The 16,477-nt window shown below is 52.8% G+C and carries 18 protein-coding genes and 2 pseudogenes; 9 read left to right on the forward strand and 11 right to left on the reverse strand.

Going from position 1 to position 16,477, the window contains the following annotated elements; all coding sequences use genetic code 11:
- Positions 1 to 65: 65 nt before the first annotated feature.
- A complete protein-coding gene (locus tag NSS88_RS06080; protein ID WP_055357903.1) occupies positions 66 to 944 on the reverse strand; it encodes an IS982 family transposase in 879 nt (292 codons plus the stop codon).
- A 150-nt stretch (positions 945 to 1,094) separates the two neighbouring features.
- Here NSS88_RS06080 and NSS88_RS06085 point away from each other — a divergent pair, with 150 nt between their 5' ends.
- Positions 1,095 to 2,228 carry an IS4-like element IS5377 family transposase gene (locus NSS88_RS06085; protein WP_341083596.1) on the forward strand — a complete coding sequence of 378 codons (1,134 nt, stop codon included), beginning with the start codon at positions 1,095 to 1,097 and terminating at the stop codon, positions 2,226 to 2,228.
- 137 nt (positions 2,229 to 2,365) lie between these two features.
- Here NSS88_RS06085 and NSS88_RS06090 read toward each other — a convergent pair whose 3' ends face one another.
- From NSS88_RS06090 to NSS88_RS06100, 3 genes are read right to left on the reverse strand one after another with little or no spacing between them, the layout of a single operon-like run.
- Positions 2,366 to 3,151, reverse strand: a complete 786-nt coding sequence (locus tag NSS88_RS06090) for an ABC transporter permease (RefSeq protein WP_341083597.1) — start codon at positions 3,149 to 3,151, stop codon at positions 2,366 to 2,368.
- 3 nt (positions 3,152 to 3,154) lie between these two features.
- Positions 3,155 to 3,946, reverse strand: coding sequence for an ABC transporter permease (locus NSS88_RS06095; RefSeq protein ID WP_049624101.1), 792 nt, complete (start codon positions 3,944 to 3,946; stop codon positions 3,155 to 3,157).
- Complete coding sequence (locus tag NSS88_RS06100; protein WP_047817807.1) at positions 3,939 to 4,943, reverse strand: ABC transporter ATP-binding protein; 1,005 nt, start codon at positions 4,941 to 4,943, stop codon at positions 3,939 to 3,941. Before NSS88_RS06100 ends, NSS88_RS06095 begins: the two co-directional genes overlap by 8 nt.
- A 174-nt stretch (positions 4,944 to 5,117) precedes the next feature.
- Between NSS88_RS06100 and NSS88_RS06105 the strand changes: the two genes are divergently transcribed.
- From NSS88_RS06105 to NSS88_RS06115, 3 genes are all read left to right on the forward strand, one after another.
- A complete protein-coding gene (locus tag NSS88_RS06105) occupies positions 5,118 to 6,404 on the forward strand; it encodes a glutamate-1-semialdehyde 2,1-aminomutase (protein ID WP_341083600.1) in 1,287 nt (428 codons plus the stop codon).
- Positions 6,405 to 6,656: 252 nt separating this feature from the next.
- Positions 6,657 to 7,706 carry a glutamate synthase gene (locus NSS88_RS06110; RefSeq protein WP_049624098.1) on the forward strand — a complete coding sequence of 350 codons (1,050 nt, stop codon included), beginning with the start codon at positions 6,657 to 6,659 and terminating at the stop codon, positions 7,704 to 7,706.
- A gap of 136 nt (positions 7,707 to 7,842) precedes the next feature.
- Positions 7,843 to 8,922 carry an FUSC family protein gene (locus NSS88_RS06115; protein ID WP_049624097.1) on the forward strand — a complete coding sequence of 360 codons (1,080 nt, stop codon included), beginning with the start codon at positions 7,843 to 7,845 and terminating at the stop codon, positions 8,920 to 8,922.
- Positions 8,923 to 8,935: 13 nt separating this feature from the next.
- On the opposite strand, the pseudogene NSS88_RS06120 reads toward NSS88_RS06115, so the two are convergent.
- Positions 8,936 to 9,082, reverse strand: a pseudogene (locus tag NSS88_RS06120) (ABC transporter permease); the annotation flags it as partial.
- Between the two features lie 375 nt (positions 9,083 to 9,457).
- Between NSS88_RS06120 and NSS88_RS06125 the strand changes: the two are divergent.
- Positions 9,458 to 10,594, forward strand: a complete 1,137-nt coding sequence (locus NSS88_RS06125) for an IS110-like element ISGka2 family transposase (RefSeq protein WP_064213609.1) — start codon at positions 9,458 to 9,460, stop codon at positions 10,592 to 10,594.
- 197 nt (positions 10,595 to 10,791) lie between these two features.
- On the opposite strand, the gene ntdP is transcribed toward NSS88_RS06125, so the two are convergent.
- The 4 genes from ntdP to fabL all read right to left on the reverse strand — a co-directional run bounded on the left by ntdP (position 10,792) and on the right by fabL (position 12,893).
- Positions 10,792 to 11,325, reverse strand: a complete 534-nt coding sequence (ntdP, locus tag NSS88_RS06130) for a nucleoside tri-diphosphate phosphatase (RefSeq protein WP_033016708.1) — start codon at positions 11,323 to 11,325, stop codon at positions 10,792 to 10,794.
- 128 nt (positions 11,326 to 11,453) lie between these two features.
- The gene (locus NSS88_RS06135) at positions 11,454 to 11,657 is read right to left on the reverse strand and encodes a YgaB family protein (RefSeq protein ID WP_230581390.1); all 204 of its coding nucleotides are present in this window, start codon (positions 11,655 to 11,657) and stop codon (positions 11,454 to 11,456) included.
- 236 nt (positions 11,658 to 11,893) lie between these two features.
- Entirely contained in the window at positions 11,894 to 12,085 is a 192-nt protein-coding gene (locus NSS88_RS06140; protein WP_033016706.1) for a gamma-type small acid-soluble spore protein, read from the reverse strand.
- 58 nt (positions 12,086 to 12,143) lie between these two features.
- Positions 12,144 to 12,893 carry an enoyl-[acyl-carrier-protein] reductase FabL gene (gene fabL / locus NSS88_RS06145; protein WP_033016705.1) on the reverse strand — a complete coding sequence of 250 codons (750 nt, stop codon included), beginning with the start codon at positions 12,891 to 12,893 and terminating at the stop codon, positions 12,144 to 12,146.
- Positions 12,894 to 12,952: 59 nt separating this feature from the next.
- Here fabL and NSS88_RS06150 point away from each other — a divergent pair, with 59 nt between their 5' ends.
- Entirely contained in the window at positions 12,953 to 13,177 is a 225-nt protein-coding gene (locus NSS88_RS06150) for a hypothetical protein (protein WP_033016704.1), read from the forward strand.
- On the opposite strand, the gene mutY is transcribed toward NSS88_RS06150, so the two are convergent.
- Together mutY and NSS88_RS06160 are read right to left on the reverse strand one after the other, a co-directional pair.
- Positions 13,174 to 14,274 (reverse strand): A/G-specific adenine glycosylase, encoded by a 1,101-nt coding sequence (gene mutY / locus NSS88_RS06155; protein WP_341085356.1) that lies wholly within the window; start codon positions 14,272 to 14,274, stop codon positions 13,174 to 13,176. The genes NSS88_RS06150 and mutY overlap by 4 nt on opposite strands.
- Positions 14,275 to 14,420: 146 nt before the next feature.
- A pseudogene (locus NSS88_RS06160) lies at positions 14,421 to 14,822 on the reverse strand (MFS transporter); the annotation flags it as partial.
- Between the two features lie 155 nt (positions 14,823 to 14,977).
- On the opposite strand from NSS88_RS06160, the gene NSS88_RS06165 reads away from it, so the two are divergent.
- The 3 genes from NSS88_RS06165 to NSS88_RS06175 all read left to right on the forward strand — a co-directional run bounded on the left by NSS88_RS06165 (position 14,978) and on the right by NSS88_RS06175 (position 16,468).
- Complete coding sequence (locus tag NSS88_RS06165; protein WP_033016701.1) at positions 14,978 to 15,958, forward strand: metal-dependent hydrolase; 981 nt, start codon at positions 14,978 to 14,980, stop codon at positions 15,956 to 15,958.
- Positions 15,959 to 16,073: 115 nt separating this feature from the next.
- Positions 16,074 to 16,235, forward strand: a complete 162-nt coding sequence (locus NSS88_RS06170) for a small, acid-soluble spore protein K (RefSeq protein ID WP_033009883.1) — start codon at positions 16,074 to 16,076, stop codon at positions 16,233 to 16,235.
- 71 nt (positions 16,236 to 16,306) lie between these two features.
- A complete protein-coding gene (locus NSS88_RS06175) occupies positions 16,307 to 16,468 on the forward strand; it encodes a YpzG family protein (protein ID WP_080706561.1) in 162 nt (53 codons plus the stop codon).
- Positions 16,469 to 16,477 lie beyond the last annotated feature (9 nt).

Genomic DNA, 16,477 nt, shown 5'->3' on the forward strand with positions numbered 1-16,477 from the left:
CAATAAAATCCAAAGGGTATAGAAAAAAGAGCACCTTTCCTGTAACCCGTGGTGCTAGTTGAGCTTTAGCGCTCAACTAGCCCAAGTGTAACCAGGGAATAAGCTAACAATATACCGTCTAGTGCCACTTCAAATCCGATAATCGAATTGGCTCGGATCCCCGTGATGCGATAGTGGTCAACCAGAACCGAGAACACCGTCTCGATCACTTTGCGTTTTTGTTGGATCCACTGCTCCCATGTCTCAGACGCACGATGTTTCTGGTTTTTTCGAGACGGAGTCCAAAGCGCCATTTGGTATTCTTCGTACAGCCTTTTTTGCAAGTCACGGCTAATGAATCCTTTGTCCCCAAAGTTATACGGGTGGGGAATTTGGGTCATCACGCTTTCGGCTGCGATTCGATCGTGGCAAGATGCTTCCGTCACCACATACCCCATTGGCAGCCCTTGATCGGTCACTTGAAGGTGCAGCTTCAACCCGTAGTACCATTGCTTTTTGGAAGCGCAATACCCGATGTCGGCGATCTCTTGAAACCGTTTGACGCGATGCATTCTTGCCGTATGGCACAACGGGAGCGGCAAGCTGTCCACGACGGCATAGGCATGATGTTGACCGCGTTTTGCCAGCTCATGACGGATCCATTTGATGGCGAAACCAAGCGCCCGGCAACGGCGGTTGTATCGGGAGCGTTCAAGAAACGAGCCGTTTGTGAACAAATTTCCCGTGACAAAACGATGCCACGCCCGTTCAGAAGTAAAACCGAGCAACTTTCCTAAAAGATGAATCGCGATGACCACGGCGTCTTCCTGTTTGACCAAATGGCGGTTGCGACGCTGTAGGTACATCTGAATCGATGACAGTTGGGCAGAGACAAAAAAGAAAATGGCGGCATATTGCTTTTGAATCTTTGCTTGATCTGTAGTAAAATGAAAGTGCTCTTGCATAGGGATTCTCCTTTCAATGTTTGGTTGCACTTTCATTTTAAGGAGATCCTCATGCAAGGGCTATTTTTATGCTTGTTTGAGTTTATCTAGCACCACGGGTTTCCTGTAGAATGTGAGTAACGACACAAACAAACCCAGGAGGTGCTCTCTATGAACAAGCATACCACACTCCCGAATTTGATGCAAAAACTTGTTTCGGATGAAGAGATTCAACTGATTGCCGAAGCGGTTGGGTATCGTGATTCGTCTCGAACCTTTACGTTGCGCGAGTTGATTCACTTCTTCCTGCTGGCCGCCATGCATCAATGGAAAAGCTTTCGCCACGGAGCCGATGTGGGGCCTCTGTATGGATTGCCGCGATTCCATTATTCCACAGTATCCAAGAAAGCGAAAGAAGTTCCCTATGACATCATGAAACGCTTGTTGGCGTTGATCATTTCCAAGTGCAACCGCCAAACCCGCCGTTCGCTTCGGTTTCCCAAACCGCTTCGGGTGGTGGATTCGACGACCGTCACGGTCGGGAAAAACCGCCTCCCATGGGCTCCGTATCACGGCGAACGCGCCGGAGTGAAGCTGCACGTCGCGTATTCGCCGGAATCCTCGTTGCCGGCAGACGTGGTGGAAACCATCGGACTGCGTCATGATGGCCCGGTGGGAGAACAGTTGACGAACGCTCAACAAGTGCTCGTGGAAGACCGGGCGTATTTCAAAATCGAACGCCTCGATCGATTTGTGGAGCAGCATCAGCTCTTTGTCATTCGGATGAAGGACAACATCGAACTTCATCAGAAAAAAAGCTTGAACCGCCTTCCGAGCGCATCTTCATCGGTTCAAGCCGACTTCACGTGCCAGTTGGGAACGAAACAATACCGCTCCACCAAGCGTCACCGGGTAGTGATCTTTCGAGATGCGAATGGCCGCGACATTCGGGTCGTGACGAACCTCTTCCATGCGTCTGCGGAAACCATTGCCGACATGTACCAACAACGTTGGACTGTTGAGGTCTTTTTCCGTTGGGTGAAGCAATATCTGAATGTCCCGACCTTGTTTGGCACGACGGAAAATGCGGTATACAACCAACTGTTTGCGGCGTTCATCGCGTATGTGTTGCTGCGATGGCTGTATGATCAAACCAAAAAACAGACGAACGTCTCTCTTTCCTTCATTTCGTTCGTTCGCCGTTTTTTCTCTGGGCAGCTTCCTCTCGATTGGAAATCCGGGATGGCCGCTGCTTTGTTTGAGTATGCCCAAATTTATGGAAGGCGTATGTATAATTTTGGATAATCAACACTCGTGATGCGAACACTTTCATATAAATATTTTACGCGAAAGGCGCACCGCAATGCATGCGCGATTGTGGCGATTGTTTGACTATTGTTTGTCCATTTCATGACAGACGCCGCGGCAAACAACGGGAGCACTCAGCTCCCCGTCCCGCGGTACCTCCTGACCCCGGCGTTCCAGAGCATCACGGCGATGATGAAAAACAACATGCCGACAACCGGGGTCAAAAACGCATAACCATACCATTCCTGCTTATGGAGAAAATACGAAGCTGGATAAACGCCGACAAAGGCAAACGGCAGCACCCACGTTAATATATAGCGGATGACGCGGTGATAAATATCGACCGGATAGCGGCCGTAGCTGCTGATGTTGTACATCATCGGCATGATGGATGTGCGGGCGTCGGCAAAAAAACTGATCGTCGCCAGTGAAATGAAAATGCCGGCGTAAATCAATGCACCGCCAATCACAAGCAAAATAAACACGAAGACATCATACCAATGAAATGAAAGAGACAAGCGGCTGCCGGCATACAGCATAATGATCAGCCCGGGCACAGCGCCAAGCAACGATTCGAGCTCCATCCGCTCCAAAATGATCTGGAACAGGCTGTGAACCGGGCGCGTCAACACGCGATCCATTTCTCCCTGAACAATGTAGCGCTCGTTGAAATCCCATAGATTAAAAAAGGCGCCAAATACGGCGTACGGCACAAGGAAAAAGCCGTAAATAAACAACATCTCATCGCGCGACCAACCGTGAAGCAGCGTCGTATGGCCAAACACGACGAGCAAGAACACCAAGTTGACCGCCTGCGCCATGAAGTCGGACAACCATTCAATCAGCAAATCCGCGCGGTATTGCCATTTTGTCTTCATGTACTGGGCCATATATTGAAAAAAAAACGATACGTAAAACAAAGTCTACCCCCCTTGCACAACGAGCCGTTTTTTCGCCACCCGCCATAACAGCACAATCGGAAACCATAACAGCACGGACCATGCCGCCTGCAGAAGCAGGCCATCACGGACAGCAGCTCCTTGAAAACTTTCTGTGATGATCATGCTTGGAATGTAGCTGATGGCTTGAAACGGCATATACGCCATGAGCTGTTGCGCCCAATCCGGGTAAAACGACAACGGCAAAATCAGACCGGAAAATAGATCAATAATAAACCGTTTCGCCCTCAGCAGCCCTTCATTTCGGAACGTAAAAAATGTCACGACTCCCGCAAGCAAGTTCAGCTCCGAAAAGATGATAAAGCTGAATAGAAGCGACAAGCCGAAAGACAGCCATGTTTTGGCGTGTTCCGGAAACTCGAGCGGCAAAAAGAGCGATACAACCAGCAACCCCGGCAACGATAGGAAGAACAATCGGAACAGCCCTTCGCCAAGCCCTTGCACCGCTTTCATCCCTAAATAGCTGTACGGACGGATGAGTTCCGTCGCTATTTTTCCATCGCGGATTTCCATCGCGATTTCGCGGTCAAGGTTGTTAAAATAAAACGCCCGCGCCAGCCAGGAAATGGCGACATACGTCGTCATTTGCCCAAGCGACATCCCTTGCATCGATGATTTGCCGCCATAAATAGCCGACCAAAGGAAGTAATACGCTGAGATGTTAATGGCGTAAATCAAAATGCCAGTATAATAGTTTGTCCGGTAGGCAAGCATCATTAAAAAGCGGATGCGGATCATCTCGACATACTTACCCATTAGCCGCACCTTCTTGATAAATATTGCGGATGATCTCCTCCGTCGGCACTTCATGAATGTGGATGTCTTGCAGTGGATAGCGGGCGGCGACGCGGCTGACGACTTCCGGCACGCCTCCTGATGGAACGTGCGCCACCCAAACGTTCGGCTGTTCACCTTGTTTCCAATTAACATCCAATCCAGTTGTCAGCTCCTGCAAGGCAACGAGGGTGGCTTCTTCAACAAATGTAAACGAAATCCGTTTTCCTTGGCCCCATTTTTCTTTCAACTGCCCGAGCGAACCGTCATAAATGATTTTCCCTTCATCAAGCATAATCACCCGCTCGCAAAGCGCTTCAATGTCTGACATATCGTGCGTCGTCAGCAGGATCGTCGTGCCATACCGTTCATTCAATTGCTTTAAAAACTGGCGGATGTTCAGTTTCACCAGCACATCCAAACCGATGGTCGGCTCGTCCAAAAACAACAGCGGCGGGTTGTGAATGAGGGCGGCGGCGAGCTCGCAGCGCATCCGCTGGCCAAGCGACAGCTTGCGCACCGGCTTGTCAAGGAGCGGACCGATGTCTAGCATCTCGATGACTTCGCCCATATGACGGCGATATTGCTCATCGGGGACGCGGTATACTTTTTTTAACAGACGAAACGATTCTTGCACGGCGATGTCCCACCATAATTGCGAGCGCTGGCCGAAGACGACGCCGATCGTCCGCACAAATTTCTCCCGCTCTTTATGCGGATTCATCCCGTTGACGACAATGCGCCCGGATGTCGGCGTTAAAATGCCGGTCAACATTTTGATCGTCGTTGACTTGCCGGCGCCGTTTTCGCCAATATAGCCGACGATCTCTCCTTGCCTGACCGCAAACGAAATGCCGTCCACCGCCCGGATGGTCGCATAACGGCGCGTCCATAAATCGCGAAACGCTCCGACGAGGCCGGAGCGGCTTTTGTGCACTTTAAATTCTTTGCGCAATTGTTCTACTTCGATGGCGTTCATCGTTCTCCTCCTGCCTCTTCATCACATCAACATCAAAAAGGACGTCATCCGCCCTTCTCCTATGTTGCAATTATACATAAATCGTTGCTATTTTCACCTTTTTTGTTTTTCCAGACAAGTGTGCGCGCTATGGTAAAATAAAGAGGAAGTCATCGGGGACAGGAGGATGAAGCGATGCAATGGACAAAATCGGAGCAATTGTATGAAGAAGCGCTCCAGCACATCGTTGGCGGGGTGAACAGCCCGTCTCGCTCATACAAAGCGGTCGGCGGCGGTGCCCCAGTCGTGATGGAGCGGGCGCAAGGGGCGTATTTTTGGGATGTGGATGGAAACAAGTACATCGACTACTTGGCCGCCTACGGACCGATCATCGCCGGGCATGCCCATCCGCACATCGCGGAAGCCATCCGCCGCGCCGCCGAGACCGGTGTGTTGTACGGCACGCCGACGCCGCATGAGATTACATTTGCGAAGATGTTGAAAGAGGCGATTCCGTCGCTTGAGAAAGTCCGCTTTGTCAACTCGGGGACGGAAGCGGTGATGACGACAATCCGCGTCGCCCGCGCCTACACCGGACGAAGCAAAATCGTCAAATTCGAAGGCTGCTACCACGGCCATTCGGACCTTGTACTTGTCGCCGCCGGCTCGGGGCCATCGACGTTGGGGACGCCGGATTCAGCCGGCGTGCCGCAAAGCATCGCCCAAGAAGTCATTACCATGCCATACAACGATGTCGACTCATTCCGTGAAGCGATGAATGTTTGGGGCGAACAAGTCGCCGCCGTATTGGTTGAGCCGATCGTCGGCAACTTCGGCATCGTCCTACCAAAACCGGGCTTTTTAGAAGCGATCAATGAGATTGCTCACAAGGAAGGGGCGCTCGTCATTTACGACGAAGTGATCACCGCCTTCCGCTTTATGTACGGCGGAGCGCAAAACTTGCTTGGTGTGGAGCCCGACTTGACGGCGATGGGGAAAATTATTGGCGGCGGTCTGCCGATTGGGGCGTACGGAGGACGCCAGAACATTATGGAACAAGTCGCTCCGCTCGGACCGGCGTACCAGGCCGGGACGATGGCCGGCAACCCGGCATCGATGCTTGCGGGCATCGCCTGCCTTGAGGTGTTGAAACAAGAGGGCGTCTATGAGCATCTCGACCGATTGGGAGCCATGCTGGAAGAGGGCATCCTTGCCCATGCTCGCCAATGCGGCCTGCCGGTGACCGTCAACCGCTTAAAAGGCGCGCTCACCGTCTTCTTCACGGACGAAAAGGTGGAAAACTACAAGCAAGCCCAGCGCAGCGACGGCGAGTTGTTTGCGAAATTTTTCAAGCTCATGCTCAAACAAGGGGTCAATCTCGCGCCATCGAAATATGAAGCATGGTTTATCACCCTCGCCCATACAGAAGACGACATCGCCTATACGATCGAGGCGGTCGGCAAGGCGTTTCGGCAGCTATAAGCGCTTGCGCCTCCGTCCCCCTCGTCAAACAGCGCCCGCGTCAGGCAGGCGCTGTTTTGTTTTCACTGCATTTGTTGACAATTTTGTGAACAAAGAAGGAGAACAGGAAAGGGTCATTGATTTCCACCTGCCTGCATGATATGATAAACATCAAATTCTGAAAATTAAGACTCGTATTTTTCATCCAGCAAGCAGTGGAGGAGGTGACCGGCGCCGAGGGGAGAACGCCCTCCCGACCGCGCCTAAGTATACATGGAGCAACGTACATATCGTTCGGCAAACGAAGCGAACCAACGCGGCGCCATACTGTTGGCGGCAATGGAAAAGCGGAACATCCCGACCAACGAACATGTCCAAACTGTCCTTCAGGCGCTTGCCCAATGGGGCGCAAAAGGAAACGCTGCGATTCAGCTGGACATCCCGCGCAAACTATGGATGGAAAAACTCGCGAATGCTGGACAAAATCCGGAAATTGCAACAAACAGCTATTTCACCGTCGGCCATATACACGTTGCGCCTTCCGCTGACGCTGAGCGGGTTCGGGCGCACCTTCGCCAATTGTGCAAACAGTTCGGCTTCATTCTTCTGTTCGAAACCATCCGGCCATCCGCAGATGAAAGCGCCTTGTTTTGGCAAATCGCCATGCTGCCAGGCGATGTATTTTCGTTATCAGACCGCTTGTTTCGACTGACGGCCGCTATGGAACGCGAGCCGCACGTCCGCGTTGCTTCGCTCGGCCACACTCATGTGATCTATCAAGCTTATACACTGGCTGATTTGTTGCGCGAACCGGATGTATCCCATCCGTTTTTCGCCTCAGCCGCTTCGTTCGCCTATGCCAATGGGGCGGAGTCTTTCTTTTGCCATCAGCGGCTCGGTTCAGCCGGCATGCTTGTCCATTGCGGGGAAATGTCTGTTGGCGCTGTGGAAACGCTTATTTACGACCACGGTTACAGCCTGCTCGAGGCAGCCGGAGCTGCCTTTTGGCCCGACGCGGCCAAACGACACAGCTTGCCGTCTATCGGACAGCTGCCGGCATGTTTGGCCGCCAGCTTCGAACAAGAAGCCGTATGGGTCGCCGGAACAGCCGGAGCGCTTTGGAAAACGGATGATTCCTCCCGTGTATTCATCGCCTCTCGTCCGCAGGGCGGCCATGCTGAACCGCTCGCTCCCGGCCAGCCGCTGGCGCTCATCCGTTCCACAACGGGGCGAACCCAATGGCTGAATGGCGACCATTTCCTCCAAGAGATGGCAATCCGCCTCTCCAATCGGCGCGATGCACATGCTCCGATCACCTTTTGATCCTTCACGCCCTGCTGATTTCGGCAGGGCGTTATATTTTTTTCCTTGCACTTATATTTTTTTCCTTGCACTCATATCTAAAAGTGTGTATAGTACTGAATGGTCTACGAAAATGGAAAAGGAGAGGTTTCCATAGATGAAGCTCGGTGCCCGCATTTTCAAAACGGGGATCGCGGTGGCGCTCGCCTTGTTTTTGGCGGCGCTCTTTCACTTTCCGTCACCGGTGTTCGCCGGCATTTCCGCTGTATTTGCCATGCAGCCAACCATTTATCGCTCATATTTGTCACTCATCGAACAAGTGCAGGCGAACGTGATCGGCGCCTTGTTCGCGATTGCGGCGGTTCTTATCCTCGGCCGCGACCCGCTGGTCGTCGGCTTGACGCTCATGATTGTGATCGCTCTTTGCCTAAAAATGCGCCTTGAATCGTCGACAATTTCCGTGGCGCTTGTCACCGTCATTGCCATTATGGAATACACGGATCGCCAATTTATCGAATTTGCGGCCATCCGCTTTTTAACGATTATGTTCGGCATTTTCGCCGCCTTTCTTGTCAACTTGATTTTCTTGCCGCCAAAGTATGAAAAGAAATTGTACGAAAAAATTCGCGATGAGACGGAAGCGATTTTGAAATGGATTCGCCTTTGTCAACAGCAGGCGACCGATCATCATCACTTAAAGGACGAGATCGAAACGTTGCACGAGAAAATGACGAAACTGGAGCACTTGTATTTAATGTATAAAGAAGAACGCACCTATTTTCGACGCCAACGCTTCCAAAAGTCGCGCAAGCTTGTGCTGTACCGGCAAATGATTGCCTCAGCCGACCGGGCGCTGTCCGTATTAAAATGGCTCCACCGCCTTGAGAATGAGTTGGGCCGCCTGTCCGACCCGTTTCGCCATGCCATCTTCCTGCACCTTGGCAGCCTGGTTGGGTATCACGAGCAAATGTTGCTGAAGTTTGTCCATCAAGCAAAGCCGCTTCCCCATCACATGTGGGCAGAAGGCATCGATCGCGAACGGGGGCAGCTCGCTTCCATGATTTACGCCGACGGGCAGCCACCTTCCGATTACCGCCTATTTTCGTTACTCGGCGCCATCATTGATTATGGAGACCGGCTTGAGCATTTAGACAAGTTAATTGATAGTTTTCACCATTACCATTACGATGACGAATTGGCCAAACAGCTCGAAAAGTCGGCAGGCGGCCGCTCCTAGCAGGCCGCCTCTCTCAATTTTTCATCCGCGGGTCAAGCGCGTCGCGCAGCCCGTCGCCCATTAAGTTAAAGCCAAGCACCGTCAGCATGATCGCCAATCCAGGGAAAATCATCGTCCACGGTGCTTGGGTCAAGAAGTCTTTGGCATCAGACAACATTTTCTTAATATTTTTGCTTACTACTGCAACTGCTGGATCGTCAACAAATGATAATAGCTTCCTCCCTTTTCCATCAGTTCCTCATGCGCGCCTCTTTCGACAAAAAAGATCCATGGGCAATGGTTTGCCCTCCACCCAGGGATGAAAATCCCCCTTTTCTTCCCATAATGAAGAATAGGCGCAAACAGTTCAACAGGACGTTATGCTTAATGGTGGCTTAGACCCTGTACGGAAAAGTGTTTGAATCCACTGGGTGCACCACCCATTGTCCGCCCTTTCCCGATGCGGAGGAAAGGTGACGACGAACGGAAAACTGCCGCATTTCTCCCGTGGATTCGCTGTTTGCGCACTCGATCATCGAAAAGGAGGATTTTCATCATGGATGTCATCTATCCTCGCTGCGCAGGATTGGATGTTCATGCCGAAACCATCGTCGCCTGCGCGCTATGGGAAGAAGATGGACACATTCAAAAGGACATTCAAACCTTCTCCACGTTCTCGAAGGGACTTGGCGACCTGCTTGAGTGGCTCGAAGAACATGGCGTCACCCATGTCGCCATGGAATCCACCGGCGTGTATTGGAAACCGGTCTTCGCCTTCCTCGAGGGCTATGTCGACTTGACACTGGCCAATCCGCAGCGGATCAAAAATGTCCCGGGAAGAAAAACCGATGTCTCGGACGCCGAGTGGATCGCCAAGCTGCTCCGCCATGGACTCGTTGAAAAAAGTTTCGTCCCCCCAGCGGATATTCGCGAATTGCGGGATTTTACCCGCCTCCGCAAAAAGTGGGTCGGACAGCTGACTTCGGAGAAAAACCGGATTCAAAAAGTGCTCGAGTCTTCCAATGTCAAACTCGGCTCGGTCCTCTCCGATCTCTTCGGCGTTTCCGGAAAAGACATCCTCGCCCGGCTGCTGGAGAAGGGATACGTGGACAAGGACGAGTTGGATGAATGCCTGCGCGGAAGGCTCAAAAAGAAAAAGCAAGCGGTGTACGATTCGCTGCTCGGCACCTTGACCGAACACGAGCTCCGTCTCCTTCGCCTCTTGTGGAAACACGTTGAGGAATTGGAGCGGCTCATCGAAGAAGTCGACCAACACATCGACCGCCTGCTCGAGCCGTATCGCGAGGAAGTGAACCTGCTGATGACCATGCCCGGAGTGAAAAAACAAACCGCCGCCGTCATCATCGCCGAGATGGGAACCGACATGAGCGTCTTTGAAACGCCGGAACGGGCGGCTTCATGGACTGGATTGTCCCCCGGCAACCATGAAAGCGCCGGAAAGCGAAAGAGCACGCGCACGACAAAAGGCAATCCCCATCTCCGATCGGCGTTATGCGAGGCGGCATGGTCAGCAGCTCGATCCAAGACGCATCCCTTGTCCCGAAAGTTTTGGTCGTTGGCGGCCCGGTGCGGGAAGAAAAAAGCCCTCATCGCCATTGCTCGGCGGATGTTGGTGATCATCTTTTGCATGATCTCCCGCAAAGAGCCGTTCCGCCAACCACAACTTATTTAGTCTAGCCAAAAGGCAGACAGGTTATACGAGATGCCTAAAATCGGGCACCTCTGCTTTCCTATTGCCTTTTTTGGCCATTTTCAGTATACCCTCACGGATCAGGAGCGTATACCGCACTCACCAAGTGGTGGGGATTTTCACGGAAAAGCAGAAAAAACCTGCCAGCGATGCCGAACAGGCTTTTTTCACGCCGCTATTTATTTTTGGTAAGCTTGAAACATCGCGTACCATTTGTCGATAAACTCGGGCGCAAACGGCCCTTTTCGCTCTTGAATCCAGCCGACAAGCTTATGGACGTTGTCTTTTAAAATGCGGTCAATCACATCCGGATAGTGCATCTCGCGGCGGTGCCGTTCGTACTCATCCTCATCGAGCAGCATATACGTCATGTCCGGAAACACTTTAATGTCTAAATCGTAATCGATGTATTTGAGCGCTTCCTCATCCCAAACAAACGGTGAACTTAAATTGCAGTAATAATACACCCCGTCCTCGCGGATCATGGCGATAATGTTAAACCAGTGCTTAGCATAAAAAAAACAAATCGCCGGCTCGCGCGTCACCCACGTCCGGCCGTCTGCTTCCATGACGAGCGTCTTGTCGTTGCCGCCGATCACATAGGATGGCGTTCCTTTTAACACGATCGTTTCGTTCCAAATGCGGTGAATCATCCCATTATGTTTGTAGCTATGGATTTGAATGATTTTCCCTTCCCGAGGATATGCCGGCATCATTCTTCCCCACTTTCCGACGGGAGCTTTTCTTCTGTATTATACCGTATTATACCGTGTTCTTTTGGCAATGAAAAGAAAAGCAGGCCGATTTGCCCAGGCCGGAACGGCCAAGCGGCGCGCTCCGTCTAGGCTCTGGACGCCATCTGTCCGAAAAATGCGCGGCGGATGTCTTCGACTTGCTGCTTCATTCGCCGCACTTCCTCGCGAAGCGCGGAGGTCGGCGCTTCGCGTTCGAGCTCGTCCAACTCGCGAGCAAGCTGGTCGCAACGCTCCATCTCATGTCGCAAAAACAGCGCTTCGTCCCCGGCATTCATCCACCCATGCCCCATCATTCTTCCTCCATTCTCCCTTCCCCTTTTGCCTCCTGGCTTTAACAAAACAGTTCGCTCCTTAAGCCGTTAATCCCTTTCGCTAATCTTGCAAAAGAGTGGCGGTTTTTGTCGCAAAAAAAGCAGGGGCGCGCTGCCCCTGCTTTTTCCTTCCATCTTCGGCCTATCGCCTGCGCTCTTGTAGCAACATACGCCGTCGTCACAACCGCCAGGCGTCAGCCATGGATGATCGTTGGTTACTGATTGACATTTTGCGCTTTGCGAGCTTCCGCTTGCGCATTTTGTTGTTTTACTTGTTGCACATTCGTCTCAGCCGCAAATTCCGTTGCGAATTGGCCTGCTTGAGCAGCTTGAGCCGATTGGGCATTTTGTTGTCTTACTTCTTGAATGTTCGTGCCAGCTGCTGTTTTGTTCGGTTGTTTGGCCATTGTTCTCACCTCCACATGCCTTACTATGCCCCGGAGGTGACGGACTTATCCGTGGACACTACAAAAGCAAAGATCTTCCACCATCAACAATAATCGTCTGCCCGCGAATCATCTCGGCGGCATCGGATAATAAAAACAAAACGGCGTTGACGAGATCGTCCGGTTTGACTGGGCGCCCAGCTGGCGTGTTGGCCGCCGCATCGGCGAGCAGCTCGTCGCGGTTCGGAAAATGCTTCAACGCCTCCGTATCAACTGCTCCGCCGGAAACGGCGTTGACGGCGATGTTTTTCGGCGCCAGCTCGACAGCTAAGTAGCGGGTCAGCGCTTCCAGAGCGGCTTTCGAGACGCCGACCGCCGTATAGTTTTCCAAATAGCGGATCGACCCAAGCGAGCTGATACTCACAATTTTCCCGCCGCCAACCCGCTCCATCCGTTTCGCCGCTTCTTGGGCGCAAAAGAGAAGCGCTTTGCTGTTGATGTTCATCGTCCAGTTCCAATGCGTTTCCTCAAGTTCCAGCGCCGGGCGCAGCACGCCGGAGGCAGCGTTGTTCACGAGCACGTCGACCCGTCCGAACGTTTCATCAATTTTGGCAAACATCGCCCGGATTTTCTCGACATCGCCAACGTTCGCTTTGACGACGAGCGCTTTTCTCCCGAGCGCTTCAATTTCACGAGCCGTTTCTTCAGCAGCGGTTTTGCTGCGGGCATAATTGACCACGATATCATATCCTTCTTGCGCCAGCCGCATCGCAATGGCTTTGCCGATGCCGCGGCTGCTTCCTGTCACGACCGCTACTTTTCCACTCATGTTTTTCCGCCCCTTTACGTATAATATAGCCGAATTCCACCGCGAAGGAGGCGCAGCCTATGTACGTTGGCCGCGATATGACAGAATTGTCCATGATCCCGAAAACGGAATGGACAGACGACGAACTCGCTCATTTTCACCATTCATTCCAGCAAATCGCTCCGTATTTAAACGCCGAAGGGCAAACGATCTACCGCGAAATTCTCGAAGAAATCGAAGCGCGCGGCGGCCTTGGGCGCCGTGAAGCGACGTATACAAACGGCACGATGACAGTGCCTGACTAATGCAGGCGGTGCGCTTCGCCTGCCTGTTCTTTGTACTTACGCCAAATACGCTGATGTGACACCGGAAACACATAAGACTCAAGCTCGTCGCCTGGCACGAGCCGGAGCGGCTCTTCCACCGGTCCGCCGTCAACTAGACGCCCGCGATACACCGTCAGCCGCCAAACTAGATGGGAAAACGCGTGATCAAACGAGGCAAACGGCTCGGCCAGCTCGATTTGCAAACCGTACCGCTCATGCAACATTTGTCCGAGCTTCTCTTTCCCTTCTTCCCCGCCTGTTTCACAGCCCGGGAATTCCCATAAATTCGCCAACAAGCCGGTGTTGCTGCGCTTGCGGATGAGAATGCGTCCTTCATCATCGGCCAGCACCGCTACTGCGAGCGCCACTTGTTTGACCGCTGTTTTTTTCGTTTTCACCGGCAGCTCTTCCGGCACCCCTTCGGCGAACGCTTGACAGTAGGCTTGCACGGGACAAAGAAGGCATGATGGGCGGCGCGGCGTGCAAACAAGAGCGCCAAGCTCAATCAGCGCCTCGTTAAACGCTCCCGGGTTTTCGTACGCCATAATCTCGCGGACGATTTGTTCAAACCGTTTTCGCGTCGATGGTTTCGCAACATCATCCGTCACGAAAAACAAGCGCGACAACACGCGCATGACATTGCCGTCCACCGCCGGTTCCGGCACGCCGTAGGCAAGGCTCAACACCGCCCCGACTGTGTACGGACCGACTCCTTTTAGCTTCGAAAACTGCTCCGGATCGTCCGGCACCTGCCCGCCGTACCGTTCCTTTACTTCCTTGACCGCCGCGTGCAAATGGCGGACGCGCGAGTAGTAGCCAAGCCCTTCCCACGCCTTCAGCACCTCGTCTTCTTCAGCCTCGGCGAGCGCCTCCAGCGTCGGAAACTGTTCTACAAACTTTTCAAAATACGGGATCACCGTCTCGACGCGCGTCTGCTGCAGCATCACTTCCGACACCCATACTTTGTATGGGTCTCGGTCTTTTCGCCATGGCAAGTCGCGGCGCTCCCGGGCGAACCAGTCAAGCAAATCGCGCTGAAACTCGCACGCCGGAAACCGCTTAGTCCACGTTGTGATTTTCACTATTCTTCCCCCATGATGCCTATTGTCCATCCCATTATACCAAAAAGCCCTCGGCGTGGCTTGCCGCACGCCGAGGGGAAACGGAAGGAAATCGTTCTCAACTTTCCTTAGCCGCCGAAACATAGGCGATTTGTTCATGCTGGGCTCGCAATCGCCGCAGCAAACCCGAACCCCATAATCGCCATCCCTGTAGCCAACCTGCGCCGGTCCGGGAACCATTTCACAAGCGTCGACACCGGCGCAATGTATCCGACGCCAAGCCCAATTCCTCCCAACACCCCGTAAAACAAATACAGCAAGTATTTCGAACCAAGCGCCACGGCCAAACCAGACCCCGTCACCCCGAGGCCAAAGAAGACGGCCGCCAATAGCCCGGATTTCCGCGGCCCGTGCTTTTCCACAAAATGGCCAAGGAACGCAGCCGACAAACCTAAAAAGCTGACAACTGAAACCTCTTCTTCCAAAACCAACAGCGTCCTGTGCAAAAGCAGGGCGCTGTTTTGTTTGCCAAAACACCATCCGCTGCCGGCTTGCGTCGGCAATGAATTTTAGTGATTCCGCCCCTCCCCAGCTGTCGGCGTCGTATGATACAATAGCCATACCGTTGTTTGCCCCAACTGGACAAGAGAACGGTTATTGGCCCGACCCCGGACGGGATATACTAACAAACGACGCTGACAAAGGAGGCGCCTTCACGTTGGATACAGGCACACATGTTTTGATGGGAGTGGCGCTCGGCAGCTTAGCATCGCTCGACCCCACCATTGCCCATGACCCGTTTTTATCCCATGCCGTATTGATTGGCACGCTCGCCGGATCACAGGCACCCGATATCGATACAATTTTAAAGTTGCGCAATAACGCCAAATATATTCGCAATCATCGCGGCATCACCCATTCGATTCCCGCCGTTGTCATTTGGCCGCTGTTGATCGTCGGCATCATGGCCGCCGTCTATCCGGAAACGGACTGGCTCCGCGTTTGGCTTTGGACGTTTGTGGCTGTTGCCTTTCACGTGTTTGTCGATATTTTTAACGCTTACGGGACGCAAGCGCTGCGCCCGTTCACAAAAAAATGGATCGCCCTTGGCGTCGTTCATACGTTTGACCCAGTTATTTTTGCGCTTCATTTGCTCGGCGTCGGCGCCCTGTTTCTCAACGTCCACCCCGGTTATGCGTTTCTCGTCGTTTATGCGCTCGTGGCCGCGTATTATGTGTTCCGCTTCCGCGAACAAGCCAACATTAAACAGCTCGTGCACGCCTCTATACAAGGAGTGACGGACATCATTACTGTGCCGACGTGGCGGCCGCGCGAATGGCATTTAGCCATTTCAACCTGCGACGAATTTTACGTTGCCCGCGTCAAACACGGCGAGCTCATCATCCTCGACCGCTTCCAAAAACGGCCGCTTCCCGACCACCCGGTGATCAACGCCGCCAAGCGCGATGAAAACGTCGCCGCCTTTTTGTCGTTTTCCCCGGTGTACCGTTGGGAAATGAACGAATACGACGACTATTATGAAGTGCGCTTTACTGATTTGCGCTACCGGAGCAAAGGATACTATCCATTCGTGGCCGTCGTTCAGCTAGACCGCAACCTCAACATTGTCAGCTCATACACGGGCTGGATTTTCAGCGAAGGAAGGCTGCGGAAAAAGCTCGAGGTGACGCCAAACTGACAGAGCGGCTTGTTTTGATCCAACAATTTGCACACATAAGCGCCGCCCTTCGTTTCATAATAAGAATACGTGTTGGCCATCCAACACGAGCTCGCCTCAAAAGGGGGAATGGGCCGTGCGAAATAAGGAACGCAACTTCCCGAACCAAAACAACAACAAGCTCGAAGGCGAGCCGCGCGCCAAAGCGGAATACGCGTCCAAGCGGGCTGACGGGACGACCAACACTCACCCACAAGAGCGGATGCGCGCTTCAGGCAAGCGCAGCGACTTCTTCTAAAGAGAGAAAAACCGGGGAGCATGGACACATTCGCCTGCTCCCCGGCACATTCAGCAGCGAGGTGAACGGTCATGAGTCACCATCAGCGCAAAAAATTTTATGACAACTTTTACTCGAATCCGTTCCAGCAGCCGTGGGCCAATCCGAAACACGCTCATTCGCAGGTGAACGGTGAAACGCAGCAAACGCTCGACCTCATCATTTTAGAGCGGGAGACGCGCAAGCAGTCGTAGCGAAAAAAC

Origin of the sequence: Geobacillus sp. FSL W8-1251, assembly GCF_038005945.1 — a bacterium.
Lineage (GTDB): Bacteria > Bacillota > Bacilli > Bacillales > Anoxybacillaceae > Geobacillus > Geobacillus stearothermophilus.

What these genes read in the sequence shown, in the direction of transcription:
- NSS88_RS06115 (WP_049624097.1), top strand. Translation starts at nt 7,843, where the DNA reads ATGAAGCTCGGTGCCCGCATTTTCAAAACGGGGATCGCGGTGGCGCTC.
- NSS88_RS06175 (WP_080706561.1), top strand. Translation starts at nt 16,307, where the DNA reads ATGAGTCACCATCAGCGCAAAAAATTTTATGACAACTTTTACTCGAAT.
- ntdP (WP_033016708.1), bottom strand. Translation starts at nt 11,325, where the DNA reads ATGCCGGCATATCCTCGGGAAGGGAAAATCATTCAAATCCATAGCTAC.
- NSS88_RS06140 (WP_033016706.1), bottom strand. Translation starts at nt 12,085, where the DNA reads ATGGCCAAACAACCGAACAAAACAGCAGCTGGCACGAACATTCAAGAA.
- NSS88_RS06080 (WP_055357903.1), bottom strand. Translation starts at nt 944, where the DNA reads ATGCAAGAGCACTTTCATTTTACTACAGATCAAGCAAAGATTCAAAAG.
- NSS88_RS06125 (WP_064213609.1), top strand. Translation starts at nt 9,458, where the DNA reads ATGGATGTCATCTATCCTCGCTGCGCAGGATTGGATGTTCATGCCGAA.
- NSS88_RS06105 (WP_341083600.1), top strand. Translation starts at nt 5,118, where the DNA reads ATGCAATGGACAAAATCGGAGCAATTGTATGAAGAAGCGCTCCAGCAC.
- NSS88_RS06100 (WP_047817807.1), bottom strand. Translation starts at nt 4,943, where the DNA reads ATGAACGCCATCGAAGTAGAACAATTGCGCAAAGAATTTAAAGTGCAC.
- NSS88_RS06095 (WP_049624101.1), bottom strand. Translation starts at nt 3,946, where the DNA reads ATGGGTAAGTATGTCGAGATGATCCGCATCCGCTTTTTAATGATGCTT.
- NSS88_RS06150 (WP_033016704.1), top strand. Translation starts at nt 12,953, where the DNA reads ATGTACGTTGGCCGCGATATGACAGAATTGTCCATGATCCCGAAAACG.
- NSS88_RS06085 (WP_341083596.1), top strand. Translation starts at nt 1,095, where the DNA reads ATGAACAAGCATACCACACTCCCGAATTTGATGCAAAAACTTGTTTCG.
- NSS88_RS06135 (WP_230581390.1), bottom strand. Translation starts at nt 11,657, where the DNA reads ATGGGGCATGGGTGGATGAATGCCGGGGACGAAGCGCTGTTTTTGCGA.
- fabL (WP_033016705.1), bottom strand. Translation starts at nt 12,893, where the DNA reads ATGAGTGGAAAAGTAGCGGTCGTGACAGGAAGCAGCCGCGGCATCGGC.
- NSS88_RS06110 (WP_049624098.1), top strand. Translation starts at nt 6,657, where the DNA reads ATGGAGCAACGTACATATCGTTCGGCAAACGAAGCGAACCAACGCGGC.